Here is a 19,609-nt window from a genome sequence, read left to right on the forward strand (position 1 = left end):
GACGTGAGCCCCGGCAGCGGCGCTCACTGCGGCGTGCCGTGGACGACCCCTGCGGTGTTGTCCAGCAGGCTCTTGGTCGCCGTCTGGATGAACGCTTCGAGGGTGTTGAGCAACTGCGGCTGGTCAGGACTTTCGATGAGTTCGGCCTTGAACTCGCGGCCCAGCTGGTAACGGTACAGCCGCGGTGACATGTCCTTGGACTCGATCAACACGCGGTCACCGGTGACCAGGCCGACGATCTGCTCGCTGCCGGAGGGCTTGATCATGCCCACCCCAGGATCGCCTGCCGGCAGGCTGAGCAAGTCACGCCCCCAGCACTGGTGGCGGGTTGGCCCACCGAGACGGCCCATGATGGTCGGCACGATGTCGACCTGGGTGCCCACGGTATGGCTGACCGCGCCGAACTTGTCCTGAATGCCCGGAGCGATCAGCAACAGCGGAATGTTGAAGCGGCCGAGGTCGAGCTCGGTGACCTGCTGATGGTTGCCAAAACCGTGGTCGCCAACGATGACGAACAAGGTTTCGTTGTAGTACGGCTCCTTGCGCGCCTTCTCGAAGAACTGGCCCAACGCCCAGTCCGAATAGCGCATGGCGGTGAGGTGTTCATCGAGCCGGCCCTGACCGGTGACCGGTGCCACCGGCAGGTCTTTGGGCAAGGCGTAGGGGGTGTGGTTGGACAGGGTCTGCAACAGGGCATAGAAGGGTTTCTTGCCGTAGTTGTTGGCCAACTCCTGCGCGCCGCGGTCGAACATGTCCTGGTCGGAGACGCCCCAGGTCGGGTCGGAGAACACCGGATTGACGAAGTCGTTGCGGCCGATGAAGGTGGTCATGCCCTGGTTGCCGAAGAAGCCGGACTGGTTGTCCCAGGCGAAATCACCGTTGTAGACGTAGACATCGTCGTAGTCGCGGGCGCTGAGCAACGCCGGCAGCCCGGACAGCTTGTGGCCACCCTCAGGGGTCTGCATCAGGTATTCGAAACCTGGCAGGTTGGGGAAGCAGGCCATGGTGGCGAACATGCCCTGGTGGGTATGGGTGCCGTTGGAGAAGAAGCGGTCGAACAGCAGGCCCTGCTTGGCCAGTCTGTCGAAGTTCGGGGTGATGTCATTGGGGCCGCCGAGGGCGCCGACCGAATGGCCGGCGAAGCTTTCCATCAGAATCACTACGACGTTCTTGATCGGCAGGGTCTTGTCTGCGGGCGGGACAAAATCACGGCGGATCGCCGCCTGGTCGGCATCGACCAGCGTGTCGTGCTCGGTCAGCAGTTGCTTGCGCACGCTCTCGAGCGCCACCTGCGGATCGAGGGTAGCCTTCCAGATGTTGGCGCGGTCTTCACCGAAACGGCTCTTGGCGGCATCGATCAGGGTCAGGGTGCCGTTCAGGCCCAGCTGGTTGACGAAGTTGGAGTCGGTGGTGAACGCATCGCCCCAGCGCATCGGTGGGCCCTGGCGAAGGGTGCCACGGGCGGCCACCACGGCAACCAGCAGAATCACCATGAACACCGCCAGGCGGTTGTACCAGGGGGTGACACGGACTGCGCCGAGGGTAGCGTCGGGGCTATCGCTGCCACGGGTGATGCGGTCGATGCCTTTGAACACCAGGCTCAGCAACCAGGTGCCGAACAACCAGGCGAGCAGGTAGCGCACCACCGGGAAGCCGTACCAGAGCATGCTCAGTACGGTCTTTGGATCTTCCTTGACGTACTGGAACACGAGGCCGTTGAGGCGCTGGTGGAACTCGCGGTAGAAGTCCAGCTCCATCAGCCCGAGCAGCAGCACCACGCTCGAGGTCAGCGTCAGCCACAGGCGGAAGAAGCCGCGCCGGGCCATGGCCCAGGTGCTGAGGGTGGCCAGCAGCAGCGGCACGCTCAGGTACACCACCACCCGCAGGTCGAAGCGCAGCCCATTGAGGAACCCCTCGGCCACCGTGGCGGTAGGAGTGTCGCCGACCATGTCGCTGTTGTAGAGCAACAACGCCAGGCGCACCAGGCTGAGCATGAGCATGATCGCCAGGGCGCTGAGCAGGGTGTAGGCCAGATGGCGGGAAACGGTGGGCGTGAAGGGAGCGCGCACGCCCCGTTGCTTCAAGGCATTCGGATGAGCCATGAATGGAGAAGTCCTAAGAATGCAGGTTTGCGGAAAAGGCTGGGTCGCCCACAGCGCCCGCAACGAGGAGCTGGCAGCGGACGGACGCAGCATTGTGCGGCGCGGATTTTCAGGAATCCAGTGTGAAAATTATGTCACGCCGCCCGCTGCGTCCTGCGTTGGCTAGACGCGCGGATTGCCCCGCGGACCGGCAATGGCCCAGATGATCAGCCCCACCACCGGCAGCAGCAGGATCAACACGATCCAGAGAATCTTCGCTCCAGTCGAAGAACTGCTTCTTGCCACGCTGATGATAGCCCAGATGTCCAGGGCCAGAATGATCAGCCCCACCAGGCCGTTGAATGTCGAACCCATACCCTTGCTCCTTATGAATAGCTGCACCGCTCAGCATAGCGGGCTATCGACGCTATAGAACGGAATCCTTGGCGTGAGGTTCAGGTCAATCGCTAGACTCGCTCATTGTTCTGATTCCGAGGTTCGCGATGCCCCCAGCCGATTCTTCCACTTCCGCCCTGCCCTCCCTGCTGGGCGCCTGGCGCCAGCAGGCGCAGAGCAATCCGTGGCTGAGCGCCGGGCTGGGCATCAGCCTGCTGGCGATCATCGTGTTGCTGCTGGCGAGCATCTACAACGCGGTCAATGGCGATCACGCCGACAACCTGCATTTCGCTGTACTCGGCGGCCTGGCCGGGTTCGGCGCCACCGCGCTGGGGGCGGTGCTGGCGGTGATTCTGCGCGATGTCAGCACGCGCAATCAGGATGTCATGCTCGGCTTCGCTGCCGGCATGATGCTCGCGGCCAGCTCCTTTTCGCTGATTCTTCCAGGGCTGGAGGCTGCCCGGGAAATCACCGGCAACGGCTCGGCTGCAGCCGGCACGGTGGTGCTGGGCATGGCCCTTGGCGTGCTGTTGATGCTCGGGCTCGACCGTTTCACCCCGCACGAACACGAAACCACCGGCCCCTGCGGCCCGGAAGCGGCGCGGGTCAATCGGGTCTGGCTGTTCGTGCTGGCGATCACCTTGCACAACCTGCCCGAAGGCATGGCCATCGGCGTGAGCTTCGCCAATGGCGACATGAACATCGGCCTGCCGCTGACCAGCGCGATTGCCATTCAAGACATTCCCGAAGGCCTGGCGGTCGCCCTGGCGCTGCGCGCGACCGGGTTGTCCAGCCTGAAGGCGGCGCTGGTAGCGATTGGTTCGGGGTTGATGGAACCCCTGGGCGCGGTGATCGGCCTGGGCATCTCCACCGGCTTCGCCCTCGCCTATCCGATCAGCATGGGCCTTGCCGCCGGGGCGATGATCTTCGTGGTGTCCCACGAGGTGATTCCCGAAACCCACCGCAACGGCCACCAGACCTCGGCCACCCTTGGCCTGATGGGCGGTTTCGCGGTGATGATGTTTCTCGATACGGCGCTGGGCTGAACTGCCCAGGGCTTGGGTCAGTCAGGCGCGCTTCGCGCGCCATGGCGGGTACACCGCAGCGGCGGACGATCCGCGACGACCGATAGGCCCGGTCTTAGCGCCAGCTCTCCTTGACCGGCCGGCGGCGTGCGCCGAGGGCCAGCCAACCGATCAGGCGCAACAGGCTTTCCACCGCCAGCGACAGCAGCAGCCCGGCGCCCACGCCCCAGGCGATGGCCTCGGGCACCAGCAGGATCTGGTAGCTGTAGCCCTTGAGGGTTTCTTCGCGCAGGTCAGGGTCGGGCTGCACCAGCACGTGCCAAGTGCGCACCCACCAGTTGCCCTGCAAGGTCTGCCACTCGTTTTCCAGCGCTTGATTGCGAATCAGCAGGCTGTCGATGCTGTTGGCATCGCTGTTGAACACCGGGTCGTCGCTGCTGCGGTAATGCCGCACCAGAGCCTGCAGGTCACCGTTGAAGAAGCGTTCGGCGGTTTCCTTGAAGCCGTTCAGCGCTTCGCGCGACTCCAGCACGTGGGCCTCGACCCGTTGGCTGTAGCTGTTGATCAGCCCAGGCACCTGAATGCCGGCCAGCAAGCCGCCCGTGAACAGCAACAGACGCAGGTAGCTCATGAACATGCAGGGGCCTCCTCGCTGTGGCCATGGGCGGTGCACTCACCATGGCGCCACAGCGCCCAGTCACCGGGCACGTAACGGTTCCAGGTTTCGTTTTCGGTCAGCGGTTCGGTGGCGATCACCGTGACCACATCGTTGGGGGTAGTTTCAGTGAGAAAGTCGACGATCAGGTCGACATCCTTGAGCCGCGCCGCGCCAAACGGCGCGCGCCGGGTGATGTGCACCAGCTTGGTCGAGCAGAAACAAAACAGCCAGTCGCCGTTGCTCAGCAGGCAATTGAACACGCCCTGGCTGCGATAGCCGGCGCAGGCCTCGACCAGCACCGGCAGCAGTTGCTCGACCGCTACCGGCTCGGGGAACGCCGCACGTACGCGGTTGAGCAGGTCGCAGAACGCCGCCTCGCTGTCGGTATCGCCGACCGGGCGGTAGAAAGTCTTTTCGCCGCTGAACTCGCGCAACTGACCATTGTGCGCAAAGCACCAGTTGCGCCCCCACAGCTCGCGAACGAACGGATGGGTGTTGGACAGGCAGACAGTGCCGACGTTGGCCTGGCGGATGTGGCCGATCACCACCTCGCTCTTGATCGGGTAACGCTGCACCAGATTGGCGACTTCCGACTCGCTGCTCGCCGACGGGTCCTGGAACAGCCGCAGGCCACGGCCTTCGTAAAAGCCGATGCCCCAGCCATCACGGTGCGGCCCGGTGCGCCCGCCGCGCTGCATCAGCCCGGTGAAGCTGAAGACGATGTCGGTGGGCACGTTGGCGCTCATGCCGAGTAGTTCACACATGACCCTCTCCTGCTACAGGCGCGGTTCGAAACGGCCGCCAGCGCTGTTCGGGCGCGGCGCGGACGGCTCGACACGGGCGTGGTCGTCGCGGTAGCGATCGGTGCGCTCGGCGGCAAGCGACGGGTGCTCCAGCTGCTGGTCTTCGGCAGCGCGGCGCTGCGCGACGGCCTCGGCCAGGGCACGGCGCTCGCGGGCGCGGCGCTCCAGCGGCCAGCGAATCAGCACGAAGATGAAGTACAGGATGAAAGCGATCAGGCCATACATCGCCAGATCGGACGCCGCGCGCCAGGCGTTGTTACCGACTTTGAAGGCGAGGTCGAGGGTGCTGATGGCGATGGCCGGAGCGAAGCTGTCCTTGGCCGGGTCGACGATGGTCGGGCTGAGCAGCAGAACCGCCAGCACGACGCGCAGGGGTTCGCGCAGCCAGCGCCACATCCAGCCGGTGAGCTTGAAGCAGACCAGCAGGCAGCCCAGTGCGGCAAAGGCATACAGGCCCCACGCGAGGGTGTAGTCGTGTTCGGTCATGGTGTGGGTGCACGCCAGGGAAAGAGTTGCCTATGATAACGACTTTTCCGGGCGCAGGCGCCCCCCATGCCGGCCATGCCCGGGTTATCCCGACATCGCCCCAGCCAAGAGAATCCGATGCCCGCCACCGATCGCACCGCCCAGCCGCCCATCGCCCGCACGCTCAGCTCGGGCGATCCCTATGCCTGGCTGCAACAGCGCGACGACGCAGAGGTACTGGCCTACCTCGAGGCCGAGAACACCTACCAGCAAGCCTGCCTGGCGCACCAGGGCCAGGCGCGCGAGGCGCTGTTCGAGGAAATCAAGGGGCGCATCCTGGAAACCGACCTGTCGCTGCCCTCGCCGTGGGGTCCGTACCTGTACTACACACGCACCACCGCCGGAGACGAATACCCGAGGCACTACCGCTGCCCAAGGCCCGCCGACGACTCCAACCAGGTCGACGAGCAGGGCGAAGAGCTGCTACTCGACCCCAACGCGCTGGCCGCAGGGGGTTTTCTTTCGCTCGGCGCCTTCAGTGTCAGCCCCGACCACCAGCGCCTGGCCTACAGCCTCGATACCAGTGGCGATGAGGTCTACACGCTGTTCGTCAAGGAACTGAGCAGCGGCGCCGTCACTGCCCTGCCCTTCGACGACTGCGACGGCAGCATGACCTGGGCCAACGACAGCCAGACATTGTTCTTCAGCGAGCTGGACGACACCCACCGGCCCTGGTGCCTGCGCCGTCACACCCTCGGTGAAGACGCTGCGCACGTGGTGTTCGAAGAGCCCGACGGACGCTTCTTCCTGCACTGCTACCGCAGCAGCTCCGAACGCCAGCTGGTGCTGCTGCTCAATAGCAAGACCACCAGCGAAGCCTGGGTGCTCGACGCCGGCACGCCACACGCCGAGTTCACCTGCCTGGCCCCGCGCGAAGAGGGCCATGAGTATTTCCCCGACCACGGCCAGCTCGATGGCCAGTGGCGCTGGTTCATCCGCAGCAACTGCCACGGCATCAACTTCGCGCTGTTCCAGGCGCCCGCCGAGCACGTGCCCAGCCAAGCGCAATGGCAGGTGCTGGTAGCGCATCGCGAGCAGGTCATGCTCGAAGGCCTCAACCTCAACGCCGGCGCCTATACGCTGAGCCTGCGCGAAGGCGGCCTGCCGATCATCGAAGTGCACCCGCAGGGCCTGGAGGCGTACCGCGTCGAGTTGCCCGATGCCGCCTACAGCCTGTACGTGCAGGACAGCCTGGAGTTCGTCAGCGCGCGCATTCGCCTGCGTTATGAAGCGCTCAATCGTCCCGCCCAGGTGCGCCAGCTGAACCTGGTCGATGGCGCGCAGACGGTGCTCAAGCAAACCCCGGTGCTGGGCGACTTCGATGCCGATGCCTACGTCAGCGAGCGCCTGTGGGCGACCGCCGCCGATGGCACCCAGGTGCCGATCAGCCTGGTGCGCCGGCGCAGTGACCTGCAGCGCACGGTGCCGCTGTACCTGTATGGCTACGGTGCCTATGGCGAGAGCCTCGACCCGTGGTTCTCCCACGCGCGGCTGAGTCTGCTCGAACGTGGCGTGGCCTTCGCCATCGCCCATGTACGTGGCGGCGGCGAGCTGGGCGAAGCCTGGTACCGCGCCGGCAAGCAGGCGCACAAGCAGAACACCTTCGATGACTTCATCGCCTGCGCCGAGCACCTGATCGAAAGCGGGGTCACCACGGCCGAACGCCTGGCGATCAGCGGCGGCAGCGCTGGCGGGCTGTTGATCGGCGCGGTGCTCAACCAGCGCCCTGAGCTGTTCCGCTGCGCCATCGCCGAAGTGCCGTTCGTCGACGTGCTCAATACCATGCTCGACCCGGACCTGCCGCTGACCGTCACCGAGTATGACGAGTGGGGCAATCCGCAGGAGCCTGAGGTGCATGCGCGCATCAAGGCCTATGCGCCGTACGAAAACGTCAAGGCCCAGGCCTACCCGGCCATGCTGGTGGTGGCCGGCTACAACGACAGCCGGGTGCAGTACTGGGAGGCGGCCAAGTGGGTTGCGCGCCTGCGCACGCTCAAGACCGACGACAACCTGCTGCTGCTGAAAACCGAGATGGACGCCGGACACGGCGGCATGAGCGGGCGCTACCAAGGGCTGCGTGACGTGGCACTGGAGTATGCGTTCGTGCTGGAGACGCTACAGGTCGCTTAATCCTGGCTCGGAAGCCTGACCGGCGGCGTCTGCGCCGGCTGCGGCAGCGGCTGATCCTTGCGCGGGCCGGGCAGCGGCATGGGCGGCAAAGCCGGCCCACCGGGTTTGCCAGCGCCTTGGCGCGGTGGGCTGCTCGGGGTGATCTGCGGATAGGGCGATGGCGTGGCGGTGCCGGGCGCGCCGGGTGCCGGGTTGAGCACTTGCGGCTGGGGTCCGGCGGCCTCGGCCAGAGGCCAGCCAATCAGTACTGCGGCGATGAGTAGGACGCGCATGGGGGGCTCCATTTCTGCACACTGTCTACAGGCTACCTGCTGGTTACACATCGCGCCTGTCCGCAGCGCCAGGAGGCAGGCTAGACTTGCTTCAACCGTCATCCGCCTGCACACAACAGAAAAAGGTAACACCATGAGCTCGGCCTCTACTTCCGCCGCCACCGCGCGCCTCGACCGCATCCTTGCCGACGCCAAGCGCGACAAGGAAATGGGCTACCGCGACAAGGCCCTGAAGATGTACCCGCACGTCTGCGGTCGCTGCGCCCGCGAGTTCGCCGGCAAGCGCCTGTCGGAGCTGACCGTACATCACCGCGACCACAACCACGACAACAATCCCCAGGACGGCTCGAACTGGGAGTTGCTGTGCCTGTACTGCCACGACAACGAACACTCCCGTTACACCGACCAGCAATATTTCAGCGATGGCTCGCTGAGCTCGCCGAAGACTGCCAAGGCCACCCACAACCCATTCGCGGCGCTCGGCGATCTGCTGAAAAAGTGACACTGCCGGCAATGGCCCGAGCGCCAGCCGGCAACCCGGCTGAACGCCTGGCCGCAGGCTGCGGTCAGCTCCTGTACCTACCCTTTCAGGAGATCAGCCATGCGCGACATTCTTTCCAACGAGCACAACGTCCAGGGCATCGAGCGTATCGGCTCGGTTGCCGGCGGCGCCCTGATGATTACCAAGGGCCTGCGCAAGGGCGGCTTTCTCGGCCTGGTGCAGATCGCCATGGGCGGCTTTGCGGTAGCGCGTGGCGTGCGCGGGCAGTGCGCCGCCAAGACCTGGTTTCAGGAGCATCGCTCGGAGTACCTGCGCCTGCGCGAGGGCATCGAACACGATGCCGCCGAGCTGACCAAGCTCAAGGCCAGCGCCGACGCCGCCACCCGCGGCGTGACCGTTACCGGTAAAGATCCGCTGTAATCGCTCGGGCCGCCGCTCGGCGGCCCACGCTCGCTGCTCCGCGCTCGCCGGCCTAGGGGCGCAGCACCTTGCTCTGCAACACTTCCGAGCGACGTCCCAGCACACTCTCGCTGATCTGCACGAACTCCTCGGTACTCACGCTGGGCAAGCGCATCAGCGCGCGCACCACATCATCCAGCGAACGCTTGGCGTGGGTGTGAATGCGGATTTCGCTGTCCAGTGCCTGCAACAGCAACACCCCGCGCGCAACCTGGGCCGCAGAGGCTTGCTCGCCGCGCACGCTGGTCACCGCGGCGGCCTGTTTCTGCAAGCGCACTTGCAGCGCCTGGTAGCGATCCTCGCTGACGCCGCCGGCCCGGCGCAGCAGTTCGAACGCGTAATGCTGGTTGATGCTTTCGCTCAGCCAGTCACTGCGCTCGCGGTCACGGACTTGGGTGAACACCTGCACCACATCGCGCAGCAGCGGACTGGCGCCGTTGTCGTCGATCAATGCGCGGCCGCTGTGCAGGAAGATCGACTGATACCCCGCCGACGCGCCGCGCCACATGCCATCCCGAGCGCCGACCACCAATAGCTTGCCCGGGGTGCGCGGAAAGATCGCCTGGGCCTGCGGCCAGACCACGGTGAGCAAGGTCAGCGTGTCCATACGCCGCATGCCCTGGCCTTGCGGTGCAGCGACAGTGACCTCGGTGTCACCCAGGCGGGCACGGCGGCTGCCCAGGTTACCGGCCAGCATCCAGCCGGTGGGGCGGTCGAACAGCCGTGACACGTTGTCGATGCGGAACTTGTGCTTGCCGATCCGCGGCCAGGCGGTCTCGACGCTTTTCCAGCCCTCGGGAAGCGTGAAACTCAGACGCGCGACCAGCTCGGTGCCGTCCTGCTGATCGAGGCGCGCCGCAGGCACCAGTTGCTCACCGCGAAACACCGCCCAGTGCGGGGTGATGCGGCTGCTGAACACGCCGTTGGGCAGTGGTTGATCCAGCCGCACGCGGTAGCTGAGCTGGCTCTTGCCGGGGCCCGGCTGCCAGACCCCACGTGTGCCTTGGCGCTGCCACTGGCCATCGGCGTGAAAGTCGCTATAGACCTCGCCGCTGCCCAGCGCGAAGTCCAGGCTGCGCACCATGCGGCCATCGGCCAGCGACAGCTGCACCTCGGCCTGGCCGCTTTGCGGCAACAGACGCACGGAATAATCGAGGTCGACTTTCTTGGCGAAGGCAGGGCTGCTGAGCAACAGGCTCAACAGCAACAACAACCGGCAACGCATGCGGGGACTCCTTGTCGGGGCTGGGGATACAGGACGGCCGTCAGCCGGCGCGGAAGATCAGGTAGTCTTCCCAATCGTCTTCGTTGACCTGCGACTCGCTGAGCATGCGCCCGGCCTGGGAAATGCGCTGGGCGTGGACCTGGCTGCGGTCGCCGCAGACCAGCGGATGCCAGGCTGGAAGGTCCTGGCCTTCGCTGACCAGACGGTAGCCGCAGGTGGTCGGCAACCACTTGAACTGGTCGGCCTTGCCCGGCGTGAGCTGGATGCAGTCTGGCACGGCGGCGAAGCGCCCCGGGTAATCGCTGCACTGGCAGGTCTGCAGGTCGAGCAGCTTGCAGGCGATGCGCGTGTAGTACACGCCACCGTCGTCTTCATCCTCGAGCTTTTGCAGGCAGCACAGGCCGCAGCCGTCGCACAGCGACTCCCACTCGACCGCACTCAATTGTTCGAGGGTCTTGCGCCGCCAGAACGGCGCGGTGTCTGCGTTCATCAAACAGGTTTCCAGCAATGGGTTTCAGGCCGCCGGGCGCGGCGGCGCCAGTCTAGAGCCTGCCCGACCGCTTTGCCAGACCGCTTGTCAGCGCTGCGGCTACGCGCTAGCGTGCAGCCTTTCCTACCCAGCGCCGGGCGCAACCCCAGGCTGTGGCGGGTTGCATCTGCGCCTGCCAGAGCCTTTTTGCCCCCTTTTTCGACAGGAGCCGCCATGAGTGCCAACCCTCGTATCACCGAGCATGCCATCGACGAGCAGTTCATCAACCGCTGGTCGCCGCGGGCGTTCAACGCCGAACCGATCAGCGAAGACACCCTGCTCAGCTTCATCGAAGCCGCGCGCTGGGCGCCTTCGGCCTACAACTCGCAGCCCTGGCGCTTCCTCTATGCACGCCGCGACAGCGCCCACTGGGAACACTTTCTCGACCTGCTGGTGCCGTTCAACCGCAGTTGGGCGCAGCACGCATCGGCCCTGGTGCTGATCCTCTCCAAGACCACCTTCACCGCCCCCGGCGCCAGCGAAGAAAGCCCGGCCCTGTGGCACACCTTCGACACCGGCGCAGCCTGGGGTCACCTGGCGCTGCAAGCGAGCCTGAGCGGCTGGCACACCCACGGCATGGCCGGTTTCGACCAGGCGCGCACGCGCAGCGAGCTGAACATCCCGGACGACTACGCCGTGCATGCCTTCGTTGCCATCGGCAAGCAGGGTGACAAGTCTACCCTGGCCGAAGCACTGCAAGCCCGTGAAGTGCCCAGCAGCCGCCTGCCGCTGAGCGCGCTGGCCGCTGAAGGCGAATTCAGCCTGTAACGCACCTTGAGCGGCGGCCTGCCTGATGGCGGAGCCGCTGCGTCAATAGCCGCGCTGGAAATCCACCTCACCGCGCAGCGGCTCGCCGTTCTGATACGCCCGCAGATTCTCGACGAACAGTCGCACCAGCGCCGGTGGTGATGTCGGTGCGGCGCTGTGGCCGGTGAGCAGCAGGCCCCAGGCGGTCCAGAACGGGTGCTTGGGCGGCAGCGGCTCCTGGCGGCAGACGTCGATCACCGCCCCGGCCAGATGCCCTTGGCGCAGCGCCTCGACCAGGTCGGCATCGACGATCGCCGCACCGCGCCCGGCATTGATCAGCAACGCATCAGGGTTGAACTGGCGCAGCAGCGCTGCGTCGTAGATGTCCTGCGTGGCGGGCGTGTCCGGCAGCAGGTTGAGCACGTAGTCGGTTTCTGCCACCAGCCGTGGCAGAGCTTCCAGGCCGGCCACTTCAAGGAACGGCGACTGCTCCCGCGCGCGATTGGCGACGCCGCGCAGAACCACTCCGAACGGCGCCAGGAACTGCGCCACCTGCTGGCCGATCTCGCCACAGCCGACGATCAGCACGCGCCGCCCCTCCAGGCTGCGCCCGGGGCGCTCATCCCAGCGCCGCTCCACCTGGCTCAACAGCCGCGACAGCACATCACGCTCGTGGCTGAGCATGTAGGTGAGCATGTACTCGGCCATCACCTGACCGAACACGCCCACCGCACGGGTCAGCCGGTAGCCTTGCGGCACGCCTTCACGCAGCAGTGGCGTGATGCCGGCCCAGGTCGACTGCATCCAGCCGGGCAGCGCGCCGCTGCGCAGCAGATTGGCCAGCAGATCGGGCTGACCGAGCCAGATGTCGGCATCGGCCGCCATCCGTTGCAGTTCTGCGGGGTCGCCGCTGCTCAGCACCTGCACGTCAGGTGCATGGTCGGCAAGCAGACGGGCATAGGTGGCGTGAGCCTTTTCGGCAATCAGCACGGGCATGGCAGGTGAACCTTGGCAGGCGATGCGGCCCGGTGGCGGGCCTGCATCAGGGGCGGGGCGTTGAAGAGGGTGAACTCAAACTGGGTCGTTGCGGCGCAGCAGTTCTTCGGGCAGGTGCTCGATGTATTCCTCTTCGGCAGGCGGCATCTGCAGGTGATAGCCCTGGCTGTCGAGGTTTTCCAGCACCTTGGCGATGTCTTCACGGGCCAGGGTGCGCTCCGGGCTCAGCACCAGGTCGAAGGCGTGCACGGGCGTGCCGAAGGCTGGCAGCAGGCCTTGCGGTACTCGTTCGAGGCCCTCGGCCTTGAGCACGTACAGGTACATTTCGTTCTTGCGCGGGCTTTTGTAGATCGAACAGATGCGTTTCATTGCGGGTCTCCGGCGCCTGCCAGGTCATCGAGCAGGGCCTGGCCCATTCGCTCGCGGCGCCAGCCACGCAGCGAATCGGGCAATTGATATGGGCCGTTGGGGTAGCCGCTCTTGAGCAGCGCCTCGAGGGTTTTCTTGCGCAGCATCAGTTCCGGGGCGATGCCCAGCCGCTCGCCTTCGGCCTGGCCGATGGCGCGCAGGCGCTTGAGAATGCCGGAGGCTTCGATGGGCAGGGGTTCGGGTTGCGCGGGCGGCCAGGCCTCGGGCGGCAGGCTGCCGGCCTGTTTGAGCAGCTTGAGCAGCTGCTCGCCATCCTGGCGCAGGGTGCGCGGGTGGATGTCGTCGATACGGGCCAGGGCGGTGAGGCTTTCCGGCTGACTCTTGGCCATCGGCCACAGCGACTGCTCGCGCAGGATGCGGCTGCGTGGCACATCGCGGCTGCGTGCTTCGCGCTCGCGCCAGGCGCACAGCTCACGCAGCACGGCCAGCTGCTGGCGCGACAACTTCCAGGCCAGCTTGACGTCGCGGTACAGGCCCTCCGGCGGCACTTCGCGGCGCATCTGCGCGACCAGCTCGGCACCGTCTTCCAGCACCCAGGCGAATTTGTCGGAGGGCAGCCGTGGGCGCAGCGCCGAGAACAGCTCGGCCAGATGCACGGCGTCTTCGGCGGCATAGCTGACCTGGGTGTCGGACAACGGCCGCTGCAGCCAGTCGGAGCGCGTCTCGCCCTTGGGCAGCTCGATGCCGAGCACCTCGTGGACCAGGCGCGAGTAACCCATCGAGAAGCCGATGTTCAGGTAACCCGCCGCCAGCTGAGTGTCGAACAGCGGCTGCGGCAGCTTGCCGGTCAGGCGCAGCAACACTTCGAGGTCTTCGCTGCAGGCATGCAGCACCTTGATCACCGCAGGGTCTTCGAGCAGTTCGCCAAGCGGTGCCCAGTCGCCGATGGTCAGCGGATCGATGAGAAAGGCGCGTTGCCCGTCACCGATCTGGATCAACCCGGCCTTGGGGTAGAAGGTGTCGACGCGCATGAACTCGGTGTCGACGGCCACGAACGGCAGTTCGTGCCAGTGCCGGCAGTGTTCGGCCAAGGCCTGATCGTCACGGATCCAGAGTATTTCGATGGGCACGAGGCTCTCCTACAAACAGTGGCGCGCAGTATATACGTCGTCGCCCCTGCGGGTGAAACCCGCACGGTTCTGACCGGTCACAAGGCAGTAAGGATGACGCGCCCACCGCCCTGGGCTGCGTGCCTACCCGGCAAGTTCGCCAGCCACCGGCAGCGCGTCTATCCTCAGCCACACCACCCTGTACCCTTGAACCGAGGTGAAGAGATGCCAGTTCCGCACGATTTGCTCGCCGACCTGAACATGACTGCCGACACCTTCCAGGCGCTGATCGACGAGGATCACAACCTGCACACCCTGCACAAGCAGTACAACGCCAAGGACAAAGAAGTGCTGGTGGCCGAGCGCAATGGCACCAGCGACGAGACCATCAACCGCATGCGCAAAGAGCGCCTGCTGCTCAAGGACCAGATCGAGCGCATCGTCCACCCAACCCAGAACTGACCCCTCGCCACTGGACTGCGCCCGGCTCGGCCGGGCCAGCCCTGGTTCAACCCGCTGCCGCAGCCAGTGCCGTGTCCAGGTCGTCGATCAGGTCGCGGTAGTCCTCGACGCCCACCGATAGCCGCAGCAGGTTCTCGCTGATGCCCATGCCGTGCTTCTGCTCCGCGCTGAGCGAGCAATGCGACATGCTCCAGGAATGGTTGATCATGCTCTCGACCCCGCCCAGCGAGTCGGCCAGCACGAACAACTGCAATGCCTCGACCAGCCGGTTGAGCGCGGCGTGATCGCCCTTCACGCGCATCGCCACCACCGCCCCGCCGCTGCGCATCTGCCGTTGGCACAGGGCGTGCTGGGGATGGCTGGGCAACCCCGGGTAGAACACCTGCTCGACCTGCGCATGGTTCTCAAGGAAGCGCGCCACCTGCAGGGCATTGGCGCACTGGCGCTCCATGCGTACATCCAGGGTCTTCAGCCCACGCAGTGCCAGGTAGCAGTCGAACGGCCCCTGCACTGCGCCAATGCTCATGCTGATCCGCCGCAGCCGCGCCAGCAGGGCGTCATCGGCGGCGACCACGATGCCGCCGGTCAGATCCGAGTGGCCGCCGATGTATTTGCTCGCCGAGTGCATCACCAGATCGACGCCGAGGCTGATCGGCCGCTGGTTCCAGGGCGAACAGAAGGTGTTGTCGATGCAGGTGAGGATGCCCCGGGCCCTGGCCAGCTCGCACAGCGCCTTGATATCGACCAGGTGCAGCAGCGGGTTGGTCGGCGATTCGATCCAGATCAGCTGGGTATTGGGCCGTAGGGCGGCAGCGACGGCGCCCAGGTCGTTGAGGTCGACATAAGTGGTGGTCAGCCCAGAGGTGCGCCCGCGAAAGTCCTCGAGAATACGGAACGTACCGCCGTAGACACCGTTCATGACCACCACGTGGGCGTCCTTGGGCAGCAGCTCGAGCACGGTGGCGGTGGCGTTGACGCCTGAGGCACAGGCGACCGCACCGACGCCCTCTTCCAGCGCCGCCACGCAGCTTTCATAGGCGTGCCGGGTCGGGTTGCCGACCCGGCTGTAGGAATATTCGGGCGCGTCGTCGAGGCTGCGCTTGATGAACGAGCTGGCGGTGACGATGGGCGGGAAGATGGCATTGTCGGCGACGCGGGACTGCTCGCCAGCGTGAATCGTACGGGTGGCAAAACTGCGCGGCTTGTCGGCCATGGCGGGCTCCGGTGGCAGGGAAGTGGCGTCACTATGGCACAGGCATCGCCGACAGCGACGCAGCCACACGCCAAGGGATGCTTTTTCCGGTCCAGCCGGTAGTCTTAGGGGCTTCACCCTCAGGATCGACCGCAACGCCATGGACAGTTTCGACCAGCATATCCTCACCCTGCTGCAGCGCGATGCCTCGATTTCGCTCAAAGACCTGGCCGAGGCCGTCAACCTCTCGACCACCCCCTGCTGGAAACGGGTCAAGCGCCTGGAGGAGGACGGCTATATACGCGGCCGGGTCGCCCTGCTCGACCCGGAACGCCTCGGCCTGGGCCTGACGGTGTTCGTCCAGCTCAAGACCCAGCGCCACGACAGCGCCTGGCTGGAGCGCTTCGGCGCCACTATCACGGCGTTCGAAGAGGTGATGGAGTGCTACCGCATGGCCGGTGACTGGGACTACCTGCTGCGTGTGGTGGTGGCCGATATCGCCGCCTACGACCGCTTCTACAAGAAGCTGATCAACTGCACCGAAGGCTTCTCCAACGTGACCTCGAGCTTTGCCATGGAAAAGATGAAGTACACCACCGCCTACCCCGTACGTCGCAGTTGAACGTCGATAGAGGCGATCGATGGTACGGTCGGTGAAAGCGATTTGACGGCGCCCCGATTCACGCTATAGCGTGACCCCATGCCGGGACGCGCTGCACCCAGGGCTCCTGGCAACTCTATCTGGCAACACAGGCAACGACGTGAACGACGCTCTGATCGACGGTTTCAATCGCAAGATCGACTACCTGCGGATGTCAGTGACCGACCGTTGCGATTTCCGCTGCGTCTATTGCATGGCCGAAGACATGCAGTTCCTGCCGCGCCAACAGATTCTTTCCCTCGAAGAGCTGTACCAGATCGCCGAACGTTTCGTCGCCCTTGGCACGCGCAAGATTCGCCTCACCGGCGGCGAGCCGCTGGTGCGCCAAGGCATCGTCGAGCTGTGCCAGCGCATCGCTGCCCTGCCGGGCCTGCGCGAACTGTGCCTGACCAGCAACGGCTCGCAACTGCCGCGCCTGGCCCAACCGTTGTTCGACGCCGGTGTCACCCGGCTCAACATCAGCCTCGACAGCCTGAGGCCCGAACGCTTCCGCCAACTGACCCGCACCGGCGACCTCGCCCAGGTCATCGCCGGCATCGACGCTGCACGCGCCGCAGGCTTTCGGCGCACCAAGCTCAACGCGGTGGTGCTCAAGGGGCGCAACGACGACGAACTGGTCGACCTTGTACGTTTTGCCATCGAGCGTGAGCTGGATATCACCTTCATCGAGGAAATGCCGCTCGGGGTCATCAGCGAGCACGAGCGCGGCGAATCCTTCTGTTCCAGCGATGAAGTGCGCGAACGCCTGGCCGAACATTTCACTCTGATCGAGTCGGCTGAGTCTTCAGCGGGCCCCGCGCGTTACTGGCGCCTGGCCGAAGCCGCGCAAACGCGAGTCGGCTTCATTTCACCGCACAGCCACAACTTCTGCGCCACCTGCAACCGCGTGCGCCTGACCGTCGAGGGTCGTCTGTTGCTGTGCCTGGGCAACGAGCATTCGCTGGACCTCAAGCAGGTCGTGCGTGCCCACCCTGGTGACCGCGCACGGCTCGAAGCCGCCATCCGTGAAGCTGTGCAGCTCAAGCCTTACCGGCATCACTTCGAGGTCGGCGGTGATGTGCAGATTCTGCGCTTCATGAACATGACCGGCGGCTGAGGCCAGCTGCGCATGCAGACCATCGACGCCGCTCACCACACGATCAACGCGCTCTATTAAGGATGGCGGCAACCCCCAGACTTGGTTATGGTCACAGACCTACGCACGCGCAGGTTTTTCCATGGACATCAAGCAGCTCAAATTCCTTCTGGCCCTCGACCAGACCCGCCACTTCGGCCAGGCTGCCGCCCTCTGCCATGTCACCCAACCGACCTTGTCGATGCGCCTGCGCAACCTGGAAGACGAGCTGGAGCTGACCCTGGTCAAGCGCGGCCAGCGCTTCGAAGGCTTCACCGAAGCCGGCGAGCGTATTCTGGCCTGGGCGCGCACGCTGCTGGCGGCGCACGACGGCCTGCACGCCGAGGCCGCCAGTTGCCGTGGTCAGGTGGTGGGCAATCTGCGCCTGGGCTCGGTGCCATTGGCCAGCTTCAATCCCATGAGCCTGCTGGTGCCGCTGCGTGCCGAACACCCCGGCCTGCAGTTTCAGCTGTCCTCGCTCAGTTCCGAGCAGATCATCGATGGCCTGAGCCGTAACCAGCTCGACCTGGGCATCTGCTACCTGGATCAGGTCGACACCCGCTACTTCGACGTGCTCGAACTCGGGGTCACTACCATGGGCCTGCTGTACGACACCCGGCATCACCGCTTCGACACCGAGCAGTTGGCATGGCAGGCCCTGAGCAGCCTCACCCTGGGCCTGCCGAGCAAAGGCATGCATTACCGCCAGTCGCTCGACCTGAGCCTGCGCAGCCTCGGCCTGGAGCCTCGGGTGGTGCTGGAGAGCGACTCGACCTTCCAGTTGCTGCAGGCGGTCAGCAGTGGCCTGTGCTGCGCGGTGATGCCGCTGGACTTCGGCCTTGAAGATGCCAGCGAGCACCTGCGCATCGTGCCGCTCGAAGATGCGCGCATCCGCAGCCAGCTGGGCCTGCTGCTGCGCCGCAGCGAACCGCGTTCGGCCATCGCCGAGCAGTGTTTCGCCCAGGCGCAGAAACTCTTCGCCGCCTGATCAGCGCGCGACAAACTGCGTTAAACTCGCGCCTCTGCTGTCTGGAGCGACCTATGCGCGATGCCCTCAATGCCGGCCTGATCGATTTCCTCAAGGCCTCCCCTACCCCATTCCACGCCACCGCGAGCCTGGCCCAGCGCCTGGAAGCGGCCGGCTACCAGCGCCTCGACGAGCGTGACAGTTGGTCGACCGTGCCCGGCGGGCGCTACTACCTCACCCGCAACGACTCGTCGCTGATCGCCATCAGCCTGGGCAGACAAGCGCCGCTGCGCGGCGGCATGCGCATGGTCGGCGCGCACACCGACAGCCCTTGCCTGCGGGTCAAGCCGCAACCTGAACTGCAACGCCACGGCTTTCTGCAACTGGGCGTCGAAGTGTATGGCGGCGCCTTGCTGGCACCGTGGTTCGACCGCGACCTGTCGCTGGCCGGGCGCGTGACGTTGCGCCGCGACGGCAAGGTGGAAAGCCAGCTGATCGACTTCAAGCTGCCCATCGCGATCATTCCCAACCTGGCGATCCACCTCAACCGCACCGCCAACGAAGGCTGGGCGATCAATCCGCAGACCGAGCTGCCGCCAATTCTGGCGCAGGTGGCCGGGGACGAGCGTGTCGACTTCCGCGCCCTGCTCACCGAGCAACTGGCCCGCGAGCACGAACTGATCGCCGACGTGGTGCTCGATTACGAGCTGAGCTTCTACGACACCCAGGACGCTGCCCTGATCGGCCTGAACGGCGACTTCATCGCCGGCGCCCGCCTGGACAACCTGCTGTCGTGCTATGCCGGGCTGCAAGCGCTGCTCAGCGCCGACAGCGAAGAGACCTGCGTGCTGGTGTGCACCGACCACGAGGAGATCGGCTCGGCCTCGGCCTGCGGCGCCGACGGCCCGATGCTCGAACAGACCCTGCAACGGCTGCTGCCCAACGGCGATGAGTACGTGCGCACCATCCAGCGCTCGCTGATGATCTCGGCCGACAACGCCCACGGCGTGCACCCCAACTACGCTGACAAGCACGACGCCAATCACGGCCCCAAGCTCAATGCCGGGCCGGTGATCAAGGTCAACAGCAACCAGCGCTACGCCACCAACAGCGAAACCGCAGGCTTCTTCCGCCACCTGTGCATGGCCGAGGAAGTGCCGGTGCAGAGCTTCGTGGTGCGCAGCGACATGGGCTGCGGCTCGACCATCGGCCCGATCACTGCCAGCCACCTGGGCGTGCGCACGGTAGACATCGGCCTGCCGACCTTCGCCATGCACTCGATCCGCGAACTGTGTGGCAGCCATGATCTGGCGCATCTGGTCAAAGTGCTGGCCGCCTTCTACCGCAGCCACGATCTGCCCTGATCGAGCCGTTGCCGCGCAGTCAA

At 65.5% G+C, this 19,609-nt stretch carries 22 protein-coding genes; 10 read left to right on the plus strand and 12 right to left on the minus strand.

Features of this window, described 5'->3' with window-relative positions; genetic code table 11:
* Nucleotides 1–23: 23 nt before the first annotated feature.
* Both H618_RS0108210 and H618_RS0108215 read right to left on the minus strand, forming a co-directional pair.
* Complete coding sequence (locus H618_RS0108210; RefSeq protein ID WP_028694617.1) at nucleotides 24–2,102, minus strand: LTA synthase family protein; 2,079 nt, start codon at nucleotides 2,100–2,102, stop codon at nucleotides 24–26.
* A 162-nt stretch (nucleotides 2,103–2,264) separates the two neighbouring features.
* Complete coding sequence (locus tag H618_RS0108215) at nucleotides 2,265–2,456, minus strand: PLDc N-terminal domain-containing protein (RefSeq protein ID WP_028694618.1); 192 nt, start codon at nucleotides 2,454–2,456, stop codon at nucleotides 2,265–2,267.
* A gap of 128 nt (nucleotides 2,457–2,584) precedes the next feature.
* On the opposite strand from H618_RS0108215, the gene H618_RS0108220 reads away from it, so the two are divergent.
* The gene (locus tag H618_RS0108220) at nucleotides 2,585–3,523 is read left to right on the plus strand and encodes a ZIP family metal transporter (protein ID WP_028694619.1); all 939 of its coding nucleotides are present in this window, start codon (nucleotides 2,585–2,587) and stop codon (nucleotides 3,521–3,523) included.
* A 94-nt stretch (nucleotides 3,524–3,617) separates the two neighbouring features.
* Here the strand turns inward: H618_RS0108220 and H618_RS0108225 are convergent, their stop codons facing one another.
* Genes H618_RS0108225 through H618_RS0108235 form a run of 3 tightly spaced genes read right to left on the minus strand, consistent with a single transcriptional unit; the run spans nucleotide 3,618 to nucleotide 5,449 of the window.
* A complete protein-coding gene (locus H618_RS0108225; protein WP_028694620.1) occupies nucleotides 3,618–4,139 on the minus strand; it encodes a DUF2937 family protein in 522 nt (173 codons plus the stop codon).
* Nucleotides 4,130–4,924, minus strand: a complete 795-nt coding sequence (locus H618_RS0108230; RefSeq protein ID WP_028694621.1) for a class II glutamine amidotransferase — start codon at nucleotides 4,922–4,924, stop codon at nucleotides 4,130–4,132. The genes H618_RS0108225 and H618_RS0108230 overlap by 10 nt, the downstream gene beginning before the upstream one ends.
* A gap of 12 nt (nucleotides 4,925–4,936) precedes the next feature.
* Complete coding sequence (locus H618_RS0108235; protein ID WP_028694622.1) at nucleotides 4,937–5,449, minus strand: hypothetical protein; 513 nt, start codon at nucleotides 5,447–5,449, stop codon at nucleotides 4,937–4,939.
* A gap of 117 nt (nucleotides 5,450–5,566) precedes the next feature.
* Between H618_RS0108235 and H618_RS0108240 the strand changes: the two genes are divergently transcribed.
* Nucleotides 5,567–7,618 (plus strand): S9 family peptidase, encoded by a 2,052-nt coding sequence (locus H618_RS0108240; RefSeq protein WP_028694623.1) that lies wholly within the window; start codon nucleotides 5,567–5,569, stop codon nucleotides 7,616–7,618.
* Here H618_RS0108240 and H618_RS0108245 read toward each other — a convergent pair.
* Nucleotides 7,615–7,890: a hypothetical protein gene (locus H618_RS0108245; RefSeq protein WP_028694624.1), complete on the minus strand. Its 276-nt coding sequence runs from the start codon at nucleotides 7,888–7,890 to the stop codon at nucleotides 7,615–7,617. The two genes, H618_RS0108240 and H618_RS0108245, sit on opposite strands and share 4 nt — an antisense overlap.
* Before the next feature lie 133 nt (nucleotides 7,891–8,023).
* On the opposite strand from H618_RS0108245, the gene H618_RS0108250 reads away from it, so the two are divergent.
* Nucleotides 8,024–8,392, plus strand: a complete 369-nt coding sequence (locus tag H618_RS0108250) for a YajD family HNH nuclease (RefSeq protein ID WP_028694625.1) — start codon at nucleotides 8,024–8,026, stop codon at nucleotides 8,390–8,392.
* 99 nt (nucleotides 8,393–8,491) lie between these two features.
* On the plus strand, nucleotides 8,492–8,812 hold the full coding sequence (locus tag H618_RS0108255) for a DUF2461 domain-containing protein (protein WP_028694626.1): 321 nt from the start codon (nucleotides 8,492–8,494) through the stop codon (nucleotides 8,810–8,812).
* A 52-nt stretch (nucleotides 8,813–8,864) separates the two neighbouring features.
* Here H618_RS0108255 and H618_RS0108260 read toward each other — a convergent pair whose 3' ends face one another.
* Together H618_RS0108260 and H618_RS0108265 are read right to left on the minus strand one after the other, a co-directional pair.
* Nucleotides 8,865–10,076, minus strand: coding sequence for a M61 metallopeptidase family protein (locus H618_RS0108260; RefSeq protein ID WP_028694627.1), 1,212 nt, complete (start codon nucleotides 10,074–10,076; stop codon nucleotides 8,865–8,867).
* 40 nt (nucleotides 10,077–10,116) lie between these two features.
* Nucleotides 10,117–10,566 carry a YcgN family cysteine cluster protein gene (locus tag H618_RS0108265; protein ID WP_028694628.1) on the minus strand — a complete coding sequence of 150 codons (450 nt, stop codon included), beginning with the start codon at nucleotides 10,564–10,566 and terminating at the stop codon, nucleotides 10,117–10,119.
* A 213-nt stretch (nucleotides 10,567–10,779) separates the two neighbouring features.
* Here H618_RS0108265 and H618_RS0108270 point away from each other — a divergent pair, with 213 nt between their 5' ends.
* Entirely contained in the window at nucleotides 10,780–11,373 is a 594-nt protein-coding gene (locus H618_RS0108270; RefSeq protein WP_028694629.1) for a nitroreductase family protein, read from the plus strand.
* A gap of 42 nt (nucleotides 11,374–11,415) precedes the next feature.
* Here H618_RS0108270 and H618_RS0108275 read toward each other — a convergent pair whose 3' ends face one another.
* From H618_RS0108275 to rnd, 3 genes are all read right to left on the minus strand, one after another.
* On the minus strand, nucleotides 11,416–12,348 hold the full coding sequence (locus tag H618_RS0108275; RefSeq protein ID WP_028694630.1) for a D-2-hydroxyacid dehydrogenase: 933 nt from the start codon (nucleotides 12,346–12,348) through the stop codon (nucleotides 11,416–11,418).
* A 75-nt stretch (nucleotides 12,349–12,423) separates the two neighbouring features.
* Nucleotides 12,424–12,717 carry a YcgL domain-containing protein gene (locus H618_RS0108280; RefSeq protein WP_028694631.1) on the minus strand — a complete coding sequence of 98 codons (294 nt, stop codon included), beginning with the start codon at nucleotides 12,715–12,717 and terminating at the stop codon, nucleotides 12,424–12,426.
* A complete protein-coding gene (gene rnd / locus H618_RS0108285) occupies nucleotides 12,714–13,847 on the minus strand; it encodes a ribonuclease D (RefSeq protein ID WP_028694632.1) in 1,134 nt (377 codons plus the stop codon). Before rnd ends, H618_RS0108280 begins: the two co-directional genes overlap by 4 nt.
* A 204-nt stretch (nucleotides 13,848–14,051) precedes the next feature.
* Between rnd and H618_RS0108290 the strand changes: the two genes are divergently transcribed.
* The gene (locus H618_RS0108290) at nucleotides 14,052–14,288 is read left to right on the plus strand and encodes an HP1242/YdcH family protein (RefSeq protein ID WP_028694633.1); all 237 of its coding nucleotides are present in this window, start codon (nucleotides 14,052–14,054) and stop codon (nucleotides 14,286–14,288) included.
* A gap of 46 nt (nucleotides 14,289–14,334) precedes the next feature.
* On the opposite strand, the gene H618_RS0108295 is transcribed toward H618_RS0108290, so the two are convergent.
* On the minus strand, nucleotides 14,335–15,501 hold the full coding sequence (locus H618_RS0108295; RefSeq protein ID WP_028694634.1) for a trans-sulfuration enzyme family protein: 1,167 nt from the start codon (nucleotides 15,499–15,501) through the stop codon (nucleotides 14,335–14,337).
* 139 nt (nucleotides 15,502–15,640) lie between these two features.
* On the opposite strand from H618_RS0108295, the gene H618_RS0108300 reads away from it, so the two are divergent.
* From H618_RS0108300 to H618_RS0108315, 4 genes are all read left to right on the plus strand, one after another.
* A complete protein-coding gene (locus tag H618_RS0108300; RefSeq protein ID WP_028694635.1) occupies nucleotides 15,641–16,102 on the plus strand; it encodes an Lrp/AsnC family transcriptional regulator in 462 nt (153 codons plus the stop codon).
* Nucleotides 16,103–16,241: 139 nt separating this feature from the next.
* Entirely contained in the window at nucleotides 16,242–17,237 is a 996-nt protein-coding gene (gene moaA / locus H618_RS0108305; protein ID WP_028694636.1) for a GTP 3',8-cyclase MoaA, read from the plus strand.
* 121 nt (nucleotides 17,238–17,358) lie between these two features.
* Nucleotides 17,359–18,243 (plus strand): LysR family transcriptional regulator, encoded by an 885-nt coding sequence (locus H618_RS0108310; RefSeq protein ID WP_028694637.1) that lies wholly within the window; start codon nucleotides 17,359–17,361, stop codon nucleotides 18,241–18,243.
* Nucleotides 18,244–18,296: 53 nt separating this feature from the next.
* Complete coding sequence (locus tag H618_RS0108315; RefSeq protein ID WP_028694638.1) at nucleotides 18,297–19,586, plus strand: M18 family aminopeptidase; 1,290 nt, start codon at nucleotides 18,297–18,299, stop codon at nucleotides 19,584–19,586.
* Nucleotides 19,587–19,609: the final 23 nt, after the last annotated feature.

The organism is Pseudomonas cremoricolorata DSM 17059 = NBRC 16634, assembly GCF_000425745.1.
In the GTDB taxonomy this organism is placed as follows: Bacteria; Pseudomonadota; Gammaproteobacteria; order Pseudomonadales; family Pseudomonadaceae; genus Aquipseudomonas; species Aquipseudomonas cremoricolorata.